The sequence below is a fragment of the Nocardia sp. NPDC047038 genome, assembly GCF_040644075.1.
GTDB lineage: Bacteria > Actinomycetota > Actinomycetes > Mycobacteriales > Mycobacteriaceae > Nocardia > Nocardia sichangensis.
Genome location: NZ_JBEYVQ010000004.1, coordinates 403,019 through 420,455 on the forward strand (window position 1 = coordinate 403,019; position 17,437 = coordinate 420,455).

22 protein-coding genes are annotated in these 17,437 nt (G+C 69.6%); 14 read left to right on the forward strand and 8 right to left on the reverse strand.

All coding sequences use genetic code 11. The features are described 5' to 3' along the window. Positions 1 to 2: 2 nt before the first annotated feature. Entirely contained in the window at positions 3 to 125 is a 123-nt protein-coding gene (locus ABZ824_RS18405; RefSeq protein WP_355073936.1) for a hypothetical protein, read from the forward strand. Beyond that, positions 122 to 526, forward strand: coding sequence for a hypothetical protein (locus tag ABZ824_RS18410; protein WP_356964318.1), 405 nt, complete (start codon positions 122 to 124; stop codon positions 524 to 526). The genes ABZ824_RS18405 and ABZ824_RS18410 overlap by 4 nt, the downstream gene beginning before the upstream one ends. A gap of 15 nt (positions 527 to 541) precedes the next feature. On the opposite strand, the gene ABZ824_RS18415 is transcribed toward ABZ824_RS18410, so the two are convergent. Genes ABZ824_RS18415 through ABZ824_RS18425 form a run of 3 tightly spaced genes read right to left on the reverse strand, consistent with a single transcriptional unit; the run spans position 542 to position 2,762 of the window. Next, complete coding sequence (locus ABZ824_RS18415) at positions 542 to 1,426, reverse strand: LLM class F420-dependent oxidoreductase (protein WP_355073940.1); 885 nt, start codon at positions 1,424 to 1,426, stop codon at positions 542 to 544. A 48-nt stretch (positions 1,427 to 1,474) separates the two neighbouring features. Next, a complete protein-coding gene (locus tag ABZ824_RS18420) occupies positions 1,475 to 1,675 on the reverse strand; it encodes a hypothetical protein (RefSeq protein ID WP_356964319.1) in 201 nt (66 codons plus the stop codon). Positions 1,676 to 1,685: 10 nt separating this feature from the next. Further along, complete coding sequence (locus ABZ824_RS18425; RefSeq protein WP_356964320.1) at positions 1,686 to 2,762, reverse strand: aldehyde reductase; 1,077 nt, start codon at positions 2,760 to 2,762, stop codon at positions 1,686 to 1,688. A 110-nt stretch (positions 2,763 to 2,872) separates the two neighbouring features. Between ABZ824_RS18425 and ABZ824_RS18430 the strand changes: the two genes are divergently transcribed. The 4 genes from ABZ824_RS18430 to ABZ824_RS18445 all read left to right on the forward strand — a co-directional run bounded on the left by ABZ824_RS18430 (position 2,873) and on the right by ABZ824_RS18445 (position 5,468). After that, on the forward strand, positions 2,873 to 3,499 hold the full coding sequence (locus ABZ824_RS18430; protein WP_355073945.1) for a TetR/AcrR family transcriptional regulator: 627 nt from the start codon (positions 2,873 to 2,875) through the stop codon (positions 3,497 to 3,499). A gap of 61 nt (positions 3,500 to 3,560) precedes the next feature. Beyond that, on the forward strand, positions 3,561 to 3,872 hold the full coding sequence (locus ABZ824_RS18435) for a nuclear transport factor 2 family protein (RefSeq protein ID WP_355073947.1): 312 nt from the start codon (positions 3,561 to 3,563) through the stop codon (positions 3,870 to 3,872). 43 nt (positions 3,873 to 3,915) lie between these two features. Continuing rightward, positions 3,916 to 5,055: an alkaline phosphatase family protein gene (locus ABZ824_RS18440; protein ID WP_356964322.1), complete on the forward strand. Its 1,140-nt coding sequence runs from the start codon at positions 3,916 to 3,918 to the stop codon at positions 5,053 to 5,055. 89 nt (positions 5,056 to 5,144) lie between these two features. Then, positions 5,145 to 5,468, forward strand: a complete 324-nt coding sequence (locus tag ABZ824_RS18445) for a hypothetical protein (RefSeq protein ID WP_355073951.1) — start codon at positions 5,145 to 5,147, stop codon at positions 5,466 to 5,468. Positions 5,469 to 5,472: 4 nt separating this feature from the next. On the opposite strand, the gene ABZ824_RS18450 is transcribed toward ABZ824_RS18445, so the two are convergent. Further along, positions 5,473 to 5,895 (reverse strand): MmcQ/YjbR family DNA-binding protein, encoded by a 423-nt coding sequence (locus ABZ824_RS18450; protein WP_355073953.1) that lies wholly within the window; start codon positions 5,893 to 5,895, stop codon positions 5,473 to 5,475. Positions 5,896 to 6,008: 113 nt separating this feature from the next. Here ABZ824_RS18450 and ABZ824_RS18455 point away from each other — a divergent pair, with 113 nt between their 5' ends. Together ABZ824_RS18455 and ABZ824_RS18460 are read left to right on the forward strand one after the other, a co-directional pair. Continuing rightward, complete coding sequence (locus ABZ824_RS18455) at positions 6,009 to 7,223, forward strand: transcriptional regulator (RefSeq protein WP_355073954.1); 1,215 nt, start codon at positions 6,009 to 6,011, stop codon at positions 7,221 to 7,223. Positions 7,224 to 7,294: 71 nt separating this feature from the next. Further along, the gene (locus ABZ824_RS18460; RefSeq protein WP_356964323.1) at positions 7,295 to 7,774 is read left to right on the forward strand and encodes a DUF779 domain-containing protein; all 480 of its coding nucleotides are present in this window, start codon (positions 7,295 to 7,297) and stop codon (positions 7,772 to 7,774) included. A gap of 68 nt (positions 7,775 to 7,842) precedes the next feature. Here the strand turns inward: ABZ824_RS18460 and ABZ824_RS18465 are convergent, their stop codons facing one another. Next, complete coding sequence (locus ABZ824_RS18465; RefSeq protein WP_356964324.1) at positions 7,843 to 9,396, reverse strand: succinic semialdehyde dehydrogenase; 1,554 nt, start codon at positions 9,394 to 9,396, stop codon at positions 7,843 to 7,845. A 276-nt stretch (positions 9,397 to 9,672) separates the two neighbouring features. Here ABZ824_RS18465 and ABZ824_RS18470 point away from each other — a divergent pair, with 276 nt between their 5' ends. From ABZ824_RS18470 to ABZ824_RS18485, 4 genes are read left to right on the forward strand one after another with little or no spacing between them, the layout of a single operon-like run. Continuing rightward, positions 9,673 to 12,015 (forward strand): nitrate- and nitrite sensing domain-containing protein, encoded by a 2,343-nt coding sequence (locus ABZ824_RS18470; RefSeq protein WP_356964325.1) that lies wholly within the window; start codon positions 9,673 to 9,675, stop codon positions 12,013 to 12,015. A 2-nt stretch (positions 12,016 to 12,017) separates the two neighbouring features. Continuing rightward, entirely contained in the window at positions 12,018 to 12,431 is a 414-nt protein-coding gene (locus ABZ824_RS18475) for a roadblock/LC7 domain-containing protein (RefSeq protein ID WP_355073958.1), read from the forward strand. 8 nt (positions 12,432 to 12,439) lie between these two features. Further along, positions 12,440 to 12,814, forward strand: coding sequence for a DUF742 domain-containing protein (locus ABZ824_RS18480; RefSeq protein WP_356964326.1), 375 nt, complete (start codon positions 12,440 to 12,442; stop codon positions 12,812 to 12,814). Further along, positions 12,795 to 13,394: an ATP/GTP-binding protein gene (locus ABZ824_RS18485; RefSeq protein ID WP_355074427.1), complete on the forward strand. Its 600-nt coding sequence runs from the start codon at positions 12,795 to 12,797 to the stop codon at positions 13,392 to 13,394. Before ABZ824_RS18480 ends, ABZ824_RS18485 begins: the two co-directional genes overlap by 20 nt. A gap of 62 nt (positions 13,395 to 13,456) precedes the next feature. On the opposite strand, the gene ABZ824_RS18490 is transcribed toward ABZ824_RS18485, so the two are convergent. From ABZ824_RS18490 to ABZ824_RS18500, 3 genes are read right to left on the reverse strand one after another with little or no spacing between them, the layout of a single operon-like run. After that, a complete protein-coding gene (locus ABZ824_RS18490; protein ID WP_356964327.1) occupies positions 13,457 to 13,954 on the reverse strand; it encodes a hypothetical protein in 498 nt (165 codons plus the stop codon). A 32-nt stretch (positions 13,955 to 13,986) separates the two neighbouring features. Beyond that, positions 13,987 to 14,400 carry an NUDIX domain-containing protein gene (locus tag ABZ824_RS18495; RefSeq protein WP_355073963.1) on the reverse strand — a complete coding sequence of 138 codons (414 nt, stop codon included), beginning with the start codon at positions 14,398 to 14,400 and terminating at the stop codon, positions 13,987 to 13,989. A gap of 52 nt (positions 14,401 to 14,452) precedes the next feature. Further along, positions 14,453 to 14,926, reverse strand: a complete 474-nt coding sequence (locus ABZ824_RS18500; protein WP_356964329.1) for a helix-turn-helix domain-containing protein — start codon at positions 14,924 to 14,926, stop codon at positions 14,453 to 14,455. 54 nt (positions 14,927 to 14,980) lie between these two features. On the opposite strand from ABZ824_RS18500, the gene ABZ824_RS18505 reads away from it, so the two are divergent. Further along, on the forward strand, positions 14,981 to 15,781 hold the full coding sequence (locus ABZ824_RS18505) for a thioesterase family protein (RefSeq protein ID WP_356964331.1): 801 nt from the start codon (positions 14,981 to 14,983) through the stop codon (positions 15,779 to 15,781). 12 nt (positions 15,782 to 15,793) lie between these two features. Further along, complete coding sequence (locus tag ABZ824_RS18510; RefSeq protein WP_356964332.1) at positions 15,794 to 17,221, forward strand: MFS transporter; 1,428 nt, start codon at positions 15,794 to 15,796, stop codon at positions 17,219 to 17,221. Positions 17,222 to 17,437 lie beyond the last annotated feature (216 nt).

Below are 17,437 nucleotides of genomic sequence, written 5' to 3' on the forward strand. Positions count from 1 at the left end.
GCATGCCGCCGCTTCGGGAGCACAGACCGCGAAAGGCCATCCGCACGCTGCCCGACCACGCCGTGCCGACGCCGCCGCTACTACCCGGCGAGGAGGTGGACGTACGGCACGCAGGCGCGGCGTGACCACCCGCGCACTCGGCGGAGTCGTCTTCGATGCCGCCGCCGTCGTCGCGTTCGCCAACCGCGCCAGCTACGCCCAAGCGGTCGTCTGGGCGACGGTCGACGCGGGAAACACCATCGTCGTTCCGAGCACCGTTCTCGCGGCGGCGCGCACGCACATTCCGGCCGATCGGCTCGACATCCTGGCCGTGCTGGTCGGCCTGCCGCACACCGTCGTCCCGTCGTTCGACCGCACCGTGAGCCCGCCGCTCACACCACTCGGCGGCGCGGCCCCCGCCGACGCCCTCGTCGCCGCGGGCCATGTCACCCGCGAGGCGGTCGCCCGCACCTGGCCCTGCCTGACCAGCCGCCCGAGACGGCTCAGGCAGATCGATCCGCGCGTCATCATCGATCCGCTGCCGTGACTCGCGTCCGGCGGATCAGCGCAGCAACGCGATGACCGGGGCGAACTTCTCCATGCTGTCCTCGAGGACGGTGATGTAGGTGATGCCGTAGCGATCGCGCCGATCGCGCAGGCGGTCGGCCATCTCCTCGGGAGTGCCCATGAGCAGGATCGGATGTTCCTCCGGGGAGTCGGCGACGTCGGGCGGCAGCGCCGGACCGAAGACCTCCAGCACGCTCGCGCGCTCCTCGGGCGGCACCACCCGCTGCACGAGGATGTTGAACTCGACCTTGTCCAGCCGCGGACCGAGCAGATCCCGCACATAGGCGACGCGCTCCTCGATCTCGTCGAGCCCGGCCATCTGCAGTGGCCCGCCGTTGCGCGCGGCCGCCGCGCCCGTGAAGGCGATGATGTCAGCGTGCCGCGCGGCGACGGCGAGCAAGCGATCACCCCATCCGCCGATGAGCACGGGCGGTCCCGACGGCTGCGCGGGTTGCGGCTGATACTCCGGATCGGCGAACAGGCCGCGCAATGTGACCACCGTCTGTTCCAGGTGCTCGACGCGCTTGCTCCCGCTTTCGAACGGGATGCCCGCGGCCTCGAATTCCGCCTGCACGTAGCCCGCGCCGAGCCCGAGTTCGACCCGCCCGTCGGTGAACTGGTCGGCACCGGCCACGTCACGGGCCAGCAGGACGGGGTTGTAGAACGCGGTGTTGAGCACGAAGGTGTTCAACCGCACCCGCTCGGTCGCCTCGGCGGCCAGGATCATCGCGGGGAACGGCGCGGGCAGGCCGAGATGGTCGGCGACACCCACCACGTCGAAGCCGAGTTCCTCTGCTCGACGGCACTTTTCGATCCAATTCGACCTGGACTCGGGGACCACCATGTTGACACCGAACCGGAAGGGGCGCTGCGCAGTCACGTGTCCTGTCTAGCGAACCGGGCCGGACCGCCGTACTTCGGGGCCGATTCAGCACTGGGCGAGCGCACCCGCGGCCACCACGATGCCGAGCAGCGCGACGACAGCGGCGACCACCGGTACCGGCCTGCGCAGCGCCCGACGGACCGGGCCGGGAGCGTTGCGCGCCGCGGCGTTCGCGCGCGGGGATCGACGGGCGAACCAGCGCCGCGTCATGGTGACCGTGGTGATGATCAACGTCGCGATCAGCATGCCCGCCCCCTCAGACGCGTACGGCGCGCGGCGCGACCGCCCGGGAGGTGGACTTGCCTCGCGGTGGTTCGACGATCCCGTGCTGCAGCAAGCTTTCGGCGGTGTCCAGCACGGTTTCCCGGACCGGGCGCATGGTCCAGCCCAGTTCGCGCCGGGCTTTCTCGGCGCTGAGCGACTCGGTGCGCCCCAGGGCCGGCAGGGTCAGCCGGACGCCCTTGTCGAAGATCGCTACGCCGCGCACCAGCCAATTCGGCAACTGCCTGGTCGGCACCCGGAATCCGCGCGGCCCGAATTCCTCGGTGAGGATGCGCGCCATTTCCCCCATCCACAGGTGCTCGCCCGCGCAGATATAGCGGTTGCCTGCGGCTTCTGGCGTTTCCATCGCGAGCCGATGCGCCACGGCGAGATCGCGCACGTCGACCGGCGCCCAGCCGACGCGGGGCGTGCCGGGCACGTCCCCGGCGAGCAGTCTCCGTATGGGCTCGTGCGAGGTGCTCGTCGTGGTGGACAGCACCGGCCCCAGCACCATTCCCGGGTTGACGACGACCAGTTCGAATCGCTCGCCCGCCGGAAGCCGTGCGACGAAATCCCAGGCCGCCCGCTCGGCCAGCGTCTTGCTCTTCTGATAGGCCGGGCTGCGCTCGACCACCGTCCAGTCGGCCTCGGTGCGCAGAACGTCCTCGGTGTGCCCGGCGACGATCGCCGCGATCGAGGAGGTGAGCACCACCCGGCGGACGGTGCCAGCGGCGGCGCAGGCGCGCAGCACGCGCAGCGTTCCTTCGACCGCCGTGTCGATGAGTTCTCGCTCGTCGTCGGGCGGGGTGGTGGGGAACGGCGAGGCGACGTGCAGCACCGCGGCGCTACCCGCGACGGCGGCTGCCCAGCCGTCGTCGCCGTTCAGGTCGGCTTGCGCGAACTCCAGTTCGCCCCCGGTTCGCCGGGCCAGCTCGACCAGGTGTGCCCGTTTGCCGGTGTCGGCGAGGTCGCGAACCGTCGCGCGCACGGCGTAGCCATGCTCCAGCAATTCGGCGATGACGTGACCGGCGACGAAACCCGTTGCGCCGGTGACCGATACCCGTGTGCTCATTTCTTCATCCGTCTCGTGAAGTGGCTGCGCCGCACTCATCTGAGCGCCGCTCAGATAATCTAAGCACCGCATAGTTAGGTTGTCCAGGACACGTCGCATACGCTCGGACGGTGACGCGGACCAGTTACCACCACGGCGCCCTGCGCGACGCGCTGCTGGCCGCCTGCCTGCGGTTGATCGAAACCGAAGGGCTCGCCGCGGTCAGCCTGCGCCGGGTGGCCCGCGAGGCAGGCGTGAGCACCGCGGCGCCGTACCACCACTTCCCCGACCGAGCCGCGCTGCTGGCAACACTGTCCACCCAGGGTTTCCAGATGCTCGGAGCGCAACTGGCGGCCGCCCGCGCCGAGGCGGAAACGCCCATGGCCGCCCTGACCGCGCTGGCGAACACCTACGTGCGGTTCTCCCGCGAGCAACCGGCCTACTTCCGCCTGATGTTCCGGCCCGAACTCTCCCAGCCCGACAAGCATCCCGACACCATGGCAGCCGGCGACGCGGCTTTCGGAGTGCTGGCCGACGCGATCACGGAGTGCGTTCGCGCGGGCGCGCTGCCCGCCGACAAAGCCGACACACTGGCCGTCATGTTCTGGGGACTCGGCCACGGCCTGGCCTCGCTGTGGCTGGACGGACAGCTGGAGAAGCGCGCGGGACAGTTCGGCACCACCGGCTCGGCGTTGGTGGACGACGTGATGCGGACCTTCGCGACATTGATCGAACCCGGCGCGCCGCCGCTGCCCTAGAGTGAACGCCAGACGTTTGCTCCTCCGATGCTCCCCACACCGATCCGAGAGGACGACACGGATGACCGCGCAGCTGGATCCGACGGTGCAGGAGTTCGTCGACGCGCTCAACGCCAATGATCAAGACCGGTTCTACGCGGTGCTCACCGACGACGCCACCATGTCCGACGACGGTGTGGAGCGCAACCTCGCCCAGTGGACCGAAGCGGAGATCTTCGACAGCAATGCCCGCATGCAGGTCGAGTCGGTCGGCGACGACGGCACCGAACTGGTCGCCGACTACACCAATACACGCTGGGGCTCGATGCGAACCACCTGGCGATTCGTCCTGCGCGAAGGCAAGGTGAGCCGTTTCGAGACCGGGCAGGCGTGAATGCCCTTGCCAGCCTGCCGTCTGCGTTGACATCCTGACCTTCGTGTTCGTCGCGCCGCGTTACGGTACGGGTTCCCTGGCCGACCTGTTCCCCTCCGTCCTCGCCGGTCTCGGCGTGCCCGGCGAGGCGGACCGCCTCGGGCTGGAGCTCGACGCCGACCAGGTCTGCGTCCTGCTGGTGGACGGGCTCGGCTACCACGATCTGGTCGCGAATCCCGCTGCGGCGCCCTTCCTGTCCGGTCTCGCGCCTGCCTCGCTCACGGCCGGTTTCCCGACGACGACGGCCACCAGCCTGGCCTCGCTCGGGGTGGGCGTTCCTCCCGGCGAGCACGGCATCGTCGGCTATCTGTTCCACGTCCCCGGCTACGACTCGCTGTTCACTCCGCTGTCCTGGCGGCTGCACGGCGTACCGAAGTCCGATCTGCGGAAGGAACTCGCTCCGACGGAGTTCCAGCCGCGCACAACGGTTTTCCAGCGCGCCGCCGCCGACGGCATCGCCGTCGCCCAGGTGTCGCCGCGCGATCAGGCGGGATCGGGACTGACCGAGGCGGTTCTGCGCGGCTGCGAGTTCCGTCCCCAGCTGTCGTTCGGCGATCTCGTCGCCAATGTGAGCGAGGCGCTGCGCGCCGGTCCACGCTCCCTGGTCTACACCTACCACGGCGATCTCGACCTCACCGGACACGTGCGCGGACCCGCCTCGCGATCCTGGGAGTTAGAACTCGCCCATGCCGACCGGCTCGCCGCCGCGCTCGCCGAGGAGTTGCCCGCCGGAGCGGCGCTGCTGGTGACCGCCGATCACGGCATGGTGCTGCTGGACGACCGTATCGATTTCGACACCACTCCCGTGTTGCAAGAGGGTGTCCGGGCACTCGGCGGTGAAGCCCGCGCCCGGCACGTCTACACCGAGCCGGGCGCCGAATCCGATGTCGCGGCAGCCTGGCAGGCCACCCTCGGCGCGGACTTCGAGGTGCTCGGCAAAGCGGAAACCGTGCGCCGAGGCTGGTTCGGGCCTACCGTGGACCCCGCGATCGCCCAGCGCATCGGCGATCTGGTCGTGGTCGCCCACGGGCGGCGCGGCGTCATCCGGACCGGCGCGGAACCGCTGCAGTCCCGGCTGGTCGGTCACCACGGTTCGCTCACCCCCGCGGAGATCGACATCCCGCTGTGCGTCTTTCGCGCCTAGCCCCTGTCGTGGTGAACACTCGCCCGGGAGCGCTCTAGTCTGGAGTCCGATCGCGGCGGGCAGCGCCGCCGAACCTCAGGAGGAGTCCCATGAACGCCACGCTGTCACGGACCGGCCGAACCGGCCTCGGGATCGCGATGGTCGCCATGGCGCTCGCGGGCTGCACTGACATCGAACGCGCGCTCAACCGCGGCGGCGACACCCCGTGCAGCGAGTACATCAAGCAGGACCAGGACACCAAGCGCACGACGATCACCAAGTTCGTCAAGCAACAGAGCAAGGACGACCGCGAGCCGGCGGGGACCGTGGTGGACGCGACGATGGTCTCGGTCGACTTGCTGTGCGGCGCTCAGGCCAATGCCGACACCCCGATCAAGAACGCCGACGTCGCAGGCATTTTCATCCGGAAGTGACCGCTCAGCGCGGCGGATGGGCGGCAAGCCAGTCCGCCGCGCGCTTACGCGAGGCCCGGGCCAGCCAGGCGTCCTGGATGACCTCGGTGAGTTCCCGACGGCTCAGTTCGCCGAGTTCGGCCGCGCGCACCAGGACCGACGGATGTCCGTCGAAATGCGGCGTGGTGAAGAACGGCGAGTCCGGGTCCTGGACCAGCGCCTGTTTGTCCGACTCCGACGGCACCCAGATCACGATCACATCGGCATAGCGCTCGCCGGTCGCCGGGTCGACCGCGTCCGGACGCGGATTGCGGAAGAACACGAACGATTTGCCCCCGACCTGGTAGATCGGGTTGCCGCGTGGTCCGTCGACGCGCGTCACGTGGGGCATGCCCGAGGCCACTGCGTGCACGTCGGCGAGGCGTGCACGTGGAGTACCGGTCGCCATGCCAGCAGCTTATGGCGTGACCGGCGGGTAGGGCTCGAACAGTTCGCCACCGTCACCGGCGTCCGCCAGAATGAGAGTGCGAATACGAGCTCACACGACGATGGGTCTTCCACGTGGCGCGGTTCCGCACCCTCACGCAACAGCGGGTCGAACTGGAAAGAGAATGGGAGCGTTGGGCGACGGCTCCGCGGGCGACACCGGAGCCACGGAACACCGTCCTGCGCAACGAAGTAGCGCAATCCTGGCGGCGGTCGTTGCACACCGTCGATCCGGGCACCACCGGCGCGCCGGGAGTGGACGACATCGGCGACCGCTGGGCCGCTTCCCCGTTGCGCGATCCGGTGACGGCGCTGGCAGGTGAACTGCGCGCCGTCACCGAGGACTCCGGTTATCTGGCCGTGGTCACCGACAGCGCGGGCACCGTCCTGTGGTCCTGCGGTGACCGCACCCTGCGCAGGCAGGCCGAGCAGGTCAATCTCGCACCCGGCGGCTGCTGGGACGAAAGCCATATGGGCACCAACGGCCTCGCCCTCGCGCTGCACACCGATCGCCCTGCCTCCGTGTTCTCCGCCGAGCACCTGGTCGCCGCCCTGCACGGCTGGGTCTGCTATTCCGCACCGATCCACGGCCCCGACGGCAGGCAGGTCGGCGCGCTGGATCTGTCCAGTACCTGGGACCGTTCCCATCCCGCGGTGCGGACCTCGGTGCGCGCGCTGGTGACGGCGGTGGAGACGATGTTGCGCACGGCCGCGCCCGTGCCCGAGCCGGGAATCCGGCTGGAATGCCTCGGCGCCGCACGACTGGTGCGCGACGGCGTGCCCTTGCCCCTGCCCCCTCGGCAATTGGAGATCCTCGCGCTGCTGGCGCTCCAGCCGGACGGCTTCTCCCCGGAGCAATTGCACGCCGCCCTCTACGGCGACCGCGCGGTTTCCATCAGCACACTGAAAGCCGACGTCTCGCACCTGCGCCGCGCGATCGGCGGCGAGATCAGCAATCGCCGTTATGCCCTCACCGGCCCGGTGTCCTGCGACGCCGTCGACCTGCTCGCCGCCGTCACCGCGGGCGACACCACCTCGGCGGTCTGGCTGTACCGGGGGCCGCTGCTGCCCGGATCGGAAGCGCCCGCCGTGCTGCAGTGGCGTGATCATCTCGACGTGGGTGTGCGCACCGCCGTGCTCGCCGGGGACCGCGCCGAGCACGCGGTGGCGTTCGGCGAACGCGTGCCCCGTGACATCGCGGTGCACGAGCACGCGCTGCGGTTGCTGCCGCCCGACGACGTGCGCCGCGCCCTGGTCGCGGCTCGGCTGCATACCGCGTTGCGCGACTGAGATTTTCCCACCAACCTCGCACCAACCTCGGCGGACCATAGTGGGTCGGTCCGAGATATCTGCGAGGAATCATGAGCTACACCAGACCGGGGGCCGGACTCCGGCATCGCCGACTACCCGATGCCCGGCTCCGTCGCCCACGCGGTACGGCGGCGCACCGAACGCATCGGGTGGACATCACCGACCGCGCCAGGGCCGTGCTGCGCCACGTGATCGACCAGCACGGGGCCGTGCTGCTGCACCAATCCGACCGACACCACGACAGCGGATCGCCGCGCTGCCTGCCCATCCGGGAGTCCCGGATCGGCGGTGAGGACGTTCTGCTGGGCAGCCTTCCCTGGCACACCGAATTGTGGATCAGCGGGGAGCAATACGAGCACTTGAAGCACGCCCACCTCACCGTGGACGTGGCCGACGAGCCCGGCGGCGGCCCCTCGGACGCACTCGAGGACATGCGTTTCGTCATCAGATCACGGCTGCTCACCGACGAAGAAGCAGCGGCGCTGGCGGCGGGCGGGCCGCCGCGCACCGGAGCCGACCGGTTGGCGTGACCCCTGCACGACCGAACCGGCGGGTCGTCCGTCCGGGTGGGCACGACCACCCGGACGGACGTCGTGTCTCAGCGCCTGGGCAGGAAACGCAGACTCCGGGCCACCGTCATCAGGAACGGCTGCCACTTGCCCTTGGGGAACAGTTTCGGCGCGTCGAGGTTCATGAAACGGGTGACCACGATCGACTGCGGCTCGGTGAATTTGAGCAGGCCGTCCGGCCCGTGGCGGCGCCCCACACCGGAGATACCCATACCGCCCATCGGCGCCCCGGTGGTGCCCCATGCCGGCGCGTAACCCTCGTCCACACAGACCGTGCCCGCGTGCAGCCGCGCCGCGATCCGCTCGCCTTCGGACTTGCTTCCCGCCCACACCGAGGCGTTGAGACCGTAGGCGGTGTCATTGGCCAGGCGCACGGCCTCCTCGACATCGTCGACCGGATAGATCGACACCAGCGGTCCGAAGGTTTCGTCGCGGCCGCATTCCATCTCGTCGGTCACTTCGCCGAGGACGGTCGGCTCGAAGAACAGCGGACCCAGATCCGGGCGGGCCTTTCCGCCGGTGAGGACCTTCGCTCCCTTGGAGGTGGCGTCCGCGACGTGCTTGGACACCGTCTCCAGTTGCGCTTCGGAGATGAGGCTGCCGATGTCGGTCGAATAATCGTAGGCGGCACCGAGTCTGGCGGCGTTCGTGGCGGCGACGAATTTTTCGGTGAACGCCGCGGCGATTTGCCGCTCGACATAGAGCCGCTCGATCGAGATGCACAACTGCCCGGCGTTGGAGAAGCAGGCGCGCACGGCCGCCCGCGCGGCCTTGTCCAGGTCGGCGCCAGCGGCCACGATCATCGGATTCTTCCCGCCGAGTTCGGCGGAGAAGCCGATCAGCCTGCGGCCGCACTGTTCGGCCAGGGTGCGGCCGGTCGCCGACGACCCGGTGAACATCAGGTAGTCGCAGGCCTCGACGATCGCGGTGCCGACAACGCCGCCCGGCCCGGGGACGACCGCGAGCAGCTCCCGGGGCAGACCGGCCCGGTAGAGCAATTCCGCACCGGCCAGCGTGGAGAACGGAGTCTGGCTGTCGGGTTTGACCACCACGGCGTTACCCGCGATGAGCGCCGGTATGGAATCGCCGATCGACAGCAGCAGCGGGTAGTTCCACGGGGCGATGACGCCGACCACGCCTTTGGGCTGGTACCGCACGGAGGCGCGGTTGAGCACCGGAAAGGCGCCCGCTACTCGGTGGCCGCCCAGCAGGCTCGGTGCGATCCTGGCGAAATAGCGGGCCGCGAACATCAGGCCCATGATCTCTTCCTGGGCCGCCCAGCGCGCTTTGCCGGTCTCGGCCTGCACGACGTCCATCAGGAATTCACGGTGCTCCACCACCAGCGCGCGGTAACGATCCAGCACGGCGGCGCGTTCGGCCACCGGCTTGGCTGCCCAGCTCCGCTGCGCGGCCCTGGCCTTCTCGAAGGCGGCGGCGACATCAGCTGCCGTGCCGACCGGCACATTGCCGAGCGGCTTTCCGGTGAAGGTCTCGGCGATCGTCCTGCGCTGACGATCTGCGGGCGCCTCGATCGCGGCCAGCGCGCTGAGGCGGTCGAATACATCGGCTTCCGGCGCGGGCATCGTTGCCTCCTACTTGTGAGTAACCGAGGGATACGGACAATCTACGCCGCGTTCGAGGCGCCCTGAACCGGCCACGGGAGGATTTCGGGGCGTATCGGGCCACGGCCGACCGCTCAGGTGAGCCGCGCCGGACGCCATCACCTCCCAGTTATGTGCTCCGGCAATAAATTTCGGTAGAGCGCGGCCGGATCACGAGGACGCGTGTCACGTCAACTCCAGTCCCGCTCACCGGGACAGGACGTCCGGATCGCCGGGTTCGTGGATTACGTTGTGCCGATGTTCAGAGCGAGGCTCGGGGTCCGCACCCGGATTCTGGCGATCGCGCTCATTCCGAGCCTGACTCTGCTTGTCGTCGGCGTGGGCGCTGCGAGCTATCTGGTCGCGGAAGGAACCAAAGCCAAGGACTGGGCCGCCGAGAACCAGAAGGCCATTCCCTCGACCAGGGAATTGATGGAGGCGGTCCAGCAGGAACGCTACTTGACGCTCGCACAGCTGAGCGGCGACCCCACAGCGGCGGTACCACTCGGCGCCGCGCGGATGCGACTGGACGGTGCGCTGCGCGGCTTGGTCCAGGCCTCCGAGGGCCTCCGCGACATCGACGACTCCAAGCTCGGCGACAACGTCGCCAACTTCACCACCCTCACGCAGAACATGACCGCCGTGCGTTCCGGCGTCGACGCCGCGGCGCTGCCGCCCTCGGACGCGTACATGTTCTTCAACCGCCTGCTCGACGTGATCTCCGTCGGCACCAAAGTCGCCGAGCAGACCGCCCCGTACACCGAGATCGGCGTGCGGATCGCCACCGGCATGCGCCTGTTCAACGCTACCGAGTCGATGGCGCGCAGCAACGCGCTCGGCGGCCTGTACGTCGACGGCGTCACCGCGCCACCGGCCATTCCCGCCGAGGAGTACGTCCGTCAGGTCGGCTTCTACCACACCGAGATCGCCGCGCTCAGCGCCGAACTGCAGGGCGCCGAACAGCACCAACTGCAGACGCTGACCGCGAGCCCGGCCTGGCAGCAGCTCACCGCGATGGAGAACGCCATCGCCCAGCGCGCCGTGACTCCTGCCGCGCCGACCGGCTCGAGCACATCCGGCAGCGGTACGCGTTCATCGAGTCCGCCGCCGCTGCCACTGAACACGCAGGAATGGCGCAGCGCCGCCGCCGAGGTCAACCGCGGCCTGATGGATGCCTGGACCGGGCACAACCGGGCATCGCAGAAACTCGCGGAGGACAAGGCGGCCGCGGCGGCGACCAGATCCGCGTTCGCGGGCGGCGGCGTGCTGGTGGTCAGCGTGCTGGCGTTTCTCATCGCCGTGGTGATCGCCAATCGGGTCATCCGCCGGTTGAAGCGGCTGCGCGGTCAAACGCTGGCCCTGGCCGATGAGCGGCTGCCGGAGATGATGCGCAGGCTGCGCGACGGAGAGACCGTCGATCCCGCGGTCGAATCCCCGAATCTGGACTACGGCAGCGACGAGATCGGCCAAGTGGCCAAGGCTTTCCAGCACGCGCATTCCGCGGCCGTCTCCGCGGCGGTCGCCGAATCTCGTACCAGGGAGGGCGTCAAAGCGGTGTTCCTGAACATCGCGCACCGCAGCCAGATCGTCGTGCACCGGCAACTGGAGATCCTCGACGAAGCCGAGCAGCGGCAGGAGGACCCGATCCTGCTCGACACCTTGTTCCGCCTCGATCATCTCGCGACCAGGGAGCGGCGCAACGCCGAGAACCTCACCATCCTCGGCGGCGGCAAGCCGGGCAGGCAGTGGCGCAACCCCGTGCCGCTGGTCGACTTGGTGCGCAGCGCCGTTGGTGAGACCCTCGACTACGCGCGGGTCCGGGTGGCGCGGCTGCCCGAGGTCCGCGTACTCGGCACGGTGGTCGCCGACCTCATCCACCTGCTCGCGGAGCTGGTGGACAACGCGACCTCCTTCTCCCCGCCGCAGTCGAGGGTCGAGGTGACCGGCAACGTGGTCGGCAAGGGCGTGGTGGTCGAGATCGGCGATCAGGGCATGGGCATGTCCGAAGCCGAACTGACCAAGATGAACGAGATGCTGCGCAACCCACCGGATTTCGGCGTGGCGGCGCTGTCGGCGGACTCCCGGCTCGGGCTGTTCGTGGTCGCGCAGCTGGCTACGCGCCACGGCATCGCGGTGCGGCTGTCGGACTCCGACTACGGCGGTATCAAGGCCATCGTGCTCATTCCGACCGCGCTGATCGCGACGGATTCCGTCGCACCGCAGACACCGGCGGAACTCACCGATCCCGGCAGCCGACGCAAACTCGTCGCCGGTGCCGCGGTCGCGGCGGATACCGGGACGTTCGCGCAGGCGGCATCACCGGTGGCGACCCTTTCCGCCGAACCGGCCGCACCCCCGCGCTACGGGCCGCGCCCGTATACCGAGGCGCCGACGCAGGCGGGTCCGGACGGCCGTCCGGCGTTGCCCCGCCGGAGCCGCCAGACCAACCTCGCACCGCAATTGGCGCAGCCGGTCCAGGAGCAGGCCGCACCCGCGCAGCCGCCCCGCTCCGCCGAGCAAGCCCGCGATCTGATGTCCGCCATCGAGAACGGGACCAGGCAGGGCCGTCGCGCTGCCATCTCCGACGAACAGGAAGGCTAGGTGTGTCCGCTTCTCCCGCAGGTGATCTCAATTGGCTGCTCGACGATCTCGTCGACCGGCTGGCCGGCGTGCGCCACGCGGTGGTGCTGTCCACCGACGGGCTGCTGCTGGGCCGCTCCAGCGGAATGAACCGCGAGGACGCCGAACACTTCGGCGCGATGTCCTCGGCGCTCTACGGGCTGGCGCGCAGCGCGGGCAACCGATTCGACGGCGGCGGGGTCCGCCAGGCGGTCATCGAACTGGACCGCGCGGTGCTGTTCGTGACCTCCGCGGGCGACAACGCCTGCCTGGCACTGCAGGCCGCCGAATCGGCCAATCTCGGCATGGTGGCCTACGAGATGAACCTCACCGTCCAGCGCGTAGGCAACTACCTGTCCACAACTCCGCGCCAAGACCTCGTCGGACATGTCGAATAGCGACCGCCATGACCAATCCGCGTGAGCCCTGGTTCGACGAGGCGGCCGGTCCGCTGGTACGTCCCTACGCGCTGACGCGCGGGCGCACCAGCGGCGCCGGACCCGAACTGGATATGCTCACCACCGTGGTCGCGGACACCTCCGCGGCCGCACTGCGACGCAGTGAACCCGAGTACGCCGAAATCCTTCGCCTGTCCCGGGTCTCGCAGACCGTCGCCGAACTCTCCGCACAGTTGCGTTTGCCGCTGGCGGTGACGAAGATCCTCGTCGGTGACCTGATCGGCGACGGGCAACTGATCTTCCGCGCTCCCGTTCCGACGGAGGCCGGACCCGATGACCTCAACATATTGCGAGCGGTACTGGATGGAATCCGAAAACTTTGACCCGAGCGGCACACCGCAACTGGCCGCCTCGGTCAAGATCCTCGTCGCCGGCGGGTTCGGCGTCGGCAAGACCACGATGGTCTCCGCGATCAGCGAAGTCGCGCCACTGCGCACCGAAGAACTGATCACCGAGGTGAGCACCGGCATCGACGATCTGTCGGGCGTCGAGCAGAAGTCCACGACCACGGTCGCCTTGGACTTCGGCAGGCTCACCATCGACCGTGAGCTGGTGCTCTACCTGTTCGGCACGCCCGGCCAGGATCGGTTCTGGTTCCTGTGGGACGAACTCGCGCGCGGCGCGCTCGGCGCGGTCGTGCTGGCCGACACCCGCAGACTGGGCAACTCCTTCGCCGCCGTGGACTTCTTCGAGCGGCGTGGTCTGCCGTTCATGGTGGGCGTCAACTGCTTCGACGGCGCACCGCGATACACCATCGACGAAGTGCGTGACGCCCTCGACCTCGACACGGTGACCCCCGTCATGCTCTGCGACGCCCGCGACCGCAGCTCTTGCAAAGACGTCCTGCTCACCCTCGTCGAGCATCTGATCCAGCGGGCACAGCGCGCGCACGCCACCACCTGATCGCGCCGCGTGTTCACACGCGGTGCACTCCCTCGGCGACTGAAACCCCGAGAGTTCCGGGCTCACACCTGCCGCAGCCAGGCGACGAACAGCAGCGCGCCACCGGCGACGAGCACGACCGCCGCCGGAGCGGGCCACCGCGGCCCGTTCCGGCCGAGCAAACCGCGGGTCAGCCGCAATTGGAACGCGCCGAGCCCGGCCAGGGCCAGCAACCACACCGGCAGCAACCCGACACCGAGCGCCGCGTGCACCGCCCACGCCCCCGCCAATGTCGGGCCACCCCACGAATCTTCGAGATCATCACTCGCGACGAGCGGATAGCAGACTCCGCGGAACGCGCCCAGGGCCGCGAGGAACGCCAGGAACCACGTCACCAGGCCCACCCCACCACTGAGCACCGAGTGCGACACCGACCGGAGAGCCGAGAATTTATGCGGCAGAACGGATTCGCCGAGCATTCGCCGCGGCACGCGCAATCGGGTGGGAATTCGCCGCGCCGCCAGGGGCAGCGCCCGGAGTGCGTAGGCTGCGTAGCGCAGAAGCGGCCGAAACCAGGACATATCGCCGACGGTAGCGCTGTTCGGCCCGCGATTCACCGCAGCAGACCCGCGTGCACCAGATCGTCGAACAGCAGCTGATCAACGGGGGGGACGAGGGCGCGATCGGCATAGGAGAACCACGCGACCTCTTCGATCTCGCTGCTGGCGGCCAGCGTTCCACGATAATCCGCGGTGTAGCAACTCATCCGCACCAGCGCGCCGTCCGTCGGGCCGTGCACCGCCTCGTAGGTGCCGACATGCGCTGCGGTCTCCGGCAGCAGGGCGACGGTGAGTTCCTCCTCGATCTCGCGGAGCAGTGTCTGCAGGTCGGTTTCGGCGCCCTCGCGCTTGCCGCCCGGGATGTAGAAGACGCCTTTGCCGCGCGGTCTGGCGCAGAGAATGCGTCCCTCCTCGATGCGCACCCACGCCACCGTGTCGATCAGTTGCCGCACTCGCCCGTCCGCCACCGCCGCAGCCTATCGCCGCGCGGCGGTGAACGCGGAACCGGCCGCACCCGCCTCAGCGCGATGGCAGGAGGGAAGGATCCTTGGCGCCGGGGCCGAGAACGGGGCACAGGTCGCGTGGGGCGATGTGCTCACCACACTCGGAGCACACCGGTTCGACGGTCGCGAGGTTCCCGCACGTGGTGTGTACGGTCTGCACCGGCGGGCCGTCCGGGGCGGCCCATTCGTCGCCCCACTGACGCATCGCGGTGACGACAAGCCACAGCGAACGGCCTTTCGGGGTGAGCCGGTAGTCGTAGCGAACCGGATTGTCCTGGTAGGGCTCTCTGGTCAGTACCCCATGCTCGATCAGATGCTCGAGACGCTGGGTGAGCACGTTGCGGGCGATGCCGAGACGGGCGTGGAAGTCGTCGAAGCGCGTCACGCCGAACAGAGCGTCGCGCACGATCAGCAGCGTCCACCACTCTCCGACCACCTCGAGGCACTGGGCCAGCGAGCAGTTCATGTCCTCGAAGCTCGTCCTGCGCATATCCGTCAGCATAGTCGGTTGCTTCATAGAACTCACTCGCTTATGGTGCGTTGCATGAAACAACTCACTAAGCGGACACTCGCCGAGGAGTTCACGCTCACCGAGACCGGCACCGCTGGGTGGCAGGCGCGCGTCGACCGGTCCTGGCGCGGCTGGACCGGCCCGCACGGCGGCGTGATCGCGGCACTGCTCATCGAGGTGGCTCGCGCGGCCGCCGCGGAACCGTTGCCGGTGCGGGCCGTGGACCTCCGGTTCCTGGGCCGCCCCACAGACGAAGTGCTCACCTTCCACGCGACCGCACGCGCCGTCGGCCGCAGCACCGTCGTGGTGGAGGTGGGCGCCGACCAGGACGGCAGCCCGGTCGCCGGGGCGTCCGTCACGCTCGGTCGCGCCATGGCGTCGGGCGTCGCGGATTACGCAGGCGCGCCCGCGCCGCGAGTGCCCGATCCCGATTCCTGTGCGCACTTCGCCCTCCCGCCCGAAATCGTTCCGGTGGGCGTGCATTTCGACATCCGTCCGGCAGCCGGGCCGCTGCCGCTGACCGGTGCGGACGAACCGATGATGTGCGCGTGGATCGAACTCGTCCCCGAGTTGCCCACCGATGCCGCGGCCCTCGCGATCCTCGCCGATGCCCTGCCGCCCGCCGTCTTTCCCACACTGCGCGCGCCCGTCGCGATTCCCACCGTGGCGTTGTCGATACACCTGCACGACGTGCCGACCGAGGGCTCGCCGGTGCTGGTGCGCACGGTGAACGCCTCGACCGGTGGCGGCTGGTCGGTGGACGACACCTCGATCTGGGATCGAAGCGGCCTGCTGCTCGCCTCGGCCCGCCAGACCCGCCGCGTGCTCGGCTGAACGGAGACGATCGTGCATTCTTCATCCACGCCGCCCAACCGGGCCACCGACTACCGGGTCGTGCTCGCCGTCGTCTCCCTCGGCGTCCTGCTGTCGAGCCTGGACCTGTTCATCGTCAACGTCGCCCTGCCGGACATGGCCGCCGACCTCGGCGGAGCGCAGATTTCGGGACTGTCCTGGGTACTCAACGCCTACGCGATCGTGTTCGCCGCGCTGCTGGTCCCGGCGGGACGACTGGGCGACCGTCGCAGCATCCGGACCACCTTCCTGCTCGGGCTGGTGGTCTTCGTCGTCGGATCGGCACTGTGCGCCACCGCCTGGGACGTCGGGTCGCTGGTGCTGTTCCGCGTGCTCCAGGCCGTCGGCGGCGCGCTGCTGACGCCCGCCTCGCTCGGCTTGGTGCTCGCGGCCAGCCCGCCATCGCGCCGCGCCGCCGCCGTGCGGCTGTGGGTCGCCTTCGGCGGGCTCGGCGCGGCGCTCGGCCCGGTCCTCGGCGGCCTTCTCGTCGAATTCGGCTGGCGCTGGGTATTTCTGGTGAATGTGCCGATCGGTCTGGCCGCCGTGGTGGTCGGACTGCGGAGGCTGCCCGATCCCGAGGGCGACGGCGGGCGGCTGCCCGACCTGCTTGGTGCGGCGTTGCTGGTCGGGGCCATCGCGAGCCTGGTGCTCGGCCTGGTCAAGGGCGAGGGCTGGGGCTGGTCGTCGGCGCGGGTGCTGGTCGCGTTCGCGCTGGCGGCGATCCTGACGGTGGCGTTCGTCGTCTCCTCGGCCCGGCACCACAGCCCGGTGGTGGATCCGGCGCTGCTGCGCGCGCCCAACTTCGCCTGGATGACCGGCAACGCGGTGTTGTTCAACGTGGCCTTCGGCGCGATGCTGCTGTCGGTGGTGCTGTGGGCGCAGAACGTCTGGGATTGGTCGGCGTTGCGCACCGGACTGGCCATCGCTCCGGGCCCGCTGATGGTGCCGGTGGTCGCCGCCCTGGCGGGACGGCTGATCGGCCGGATCGGGGCCGGGCCGGTCATCGCCGCGGGCGGGATCGTGTTCGGCGCGGGCATGCTGTGGTGGGCGCGGGCGGTCACCCTGACGCCCGACTATGTCGGTGGCTTGCTCGGCGGCATGGTGGTCAGCGGCATCGGCGTCGGCCTCACCCTGCCGACCGCCTTCGCCGCGGGCACCGGCGGACTGCCGCCGCAGCGGTTCGCCACCGGATCGGCCGTGCTGAGCATGGCGCGCCAGCTCGGTCTCGCCGTCGGCGTCGCGGGCCTGGTCGCGGTGCTCGGCTCACCTACAAGCCCGGAGGCGACACTCGACGCGTTCCGGCACGGGTGGTACGCGACGGCCGTGGTCGCGGTCCTCGCGGGCTTGGTCGGCGCGACCGCGCGTATTACGAAACCCACTGTCGCACAACCAGAATCGGCTATCGAGTCGGCCGTCGCCTGATCCGGATCCAAGCCCATGGCCCGTGCGTGACACTCCGCTCGACAGCGCCGATTCGACAGCGCGCGTCGCGCCGCCAATTGCTCGGCGATCCGCGGCCGCGCTTTCCGGATCCATCGCGGCGCTGTCCGTAGTGGCTGTCATCGGCCGATTCGTCGGCCGCACACTTGGTCGATCCCTGGTCGACGTCCGAACAGCACCGGACGCCGACCAGGGTCC

Excerpts from the sequence above, each read along its gene's own strand:
- ABZ824_RS18480 (WP_356964326.1), top strand. The coding sequence starts at position 12,440 with ATGACCAATCCGCGTGAGCCCTGGTTCGACGAGGCGGCCGGTCCGCTG.
- ABZ824_RS18500 (WP_356964329.1), bottom strand. The coding sequence starts at position 14,926 with ATGCGCAGGACGAGCTTCGAGGACATGAACTGCTCGCTGGCCCAGTGC.
- ABZ824_RS18435 (WP_355073947.1), top strand. The coding sequence starts at position 3,561 with ATGACCGCGCAGCTGGATCCGACGGTGCAGGAGTTCGTCGACGCGCTC.
- ABZ824_RS18470 (WP_356964325.1), top strand. The coding sequence starts at position 9,673 with ATGTTCAGAGCGAGGCTCGGGGTCCGCACCCGGATTCTGGCGATCGCG.
- ABZ824_RS18405 (WP_355073936.1), top strand. The coding sequence starts at position 3 with ATGCCGCCGCTTCGGGAGCACAGACCGCGAAAGGCCATCCGCACGCTG.
- ABZ824_RS18485 (WP_355074427.1), top strand. The coding sequence starts at position 12,795 with ATGGAATCCGAAAACTTTGACCCGAGCGGCACACCGCAACTGGCCGCC.
- ABZ824_RS18445 (WP_355073951.1), top strand. The coding sequence starts at position 5,145 with ATGAACGCCACGCTGTCACGGACCGGCCGAACCGGCCTCGGGATCGCG.
- ABZ824_RS18505 (WP_356964331.1), top strand. The coding sequence starts at position 14,981 with ATGAAACAACTCACTAAGCGGACACTCGCCGAGGAGTTCACGCTCACC.
- ABZ824_RS18490 (WP_356964327.1), bottom strand. The coding sequence starts at position 13,954 with ATGTCCTGGTTTCGGCCGCTTCTGCGCTACGCAGCCTACGCACTCCGG.
- ABZ824_RS18450 (WP_355073953.1), bottom strand. The coding sequence starts at position 5,895 with ATGGCGACCGGTACTCCACGTGCACGCCTCGCCGACGTGCACGCAGTG.
- ABZ824_RS18460 (WP_356964323.1), top strand. The coding sequence starts at position 7,295 with ATGAGCTACACCAGACCGGGGGCCGGACTCCGGCATCGCCGACTACCC.
- ABZ824_RS18420 (WP_356964319.1), bottom strand. The coding sequence starts at position 1,675 with ATGCTGATCGCGACGTTGATCATCACCACGGTCACCATGACGCGGCGC.
- ABZ824_RS18425 (WP_356964320.1), bottom strand. The coding sequence starts at position 2,762 with ATGAGCACACGGGTATCGGTCACCGGCGCAACGGGTTTCGTCGCCGGT.
- ABZ824_RS18465 (WP_356964324.1), bottom strand. The coding sequence starts at position 9,396 with ATGCCCGCGCCGGAAGCCGATGTATTCGACCGCCTCAGCGCGCTGGCC.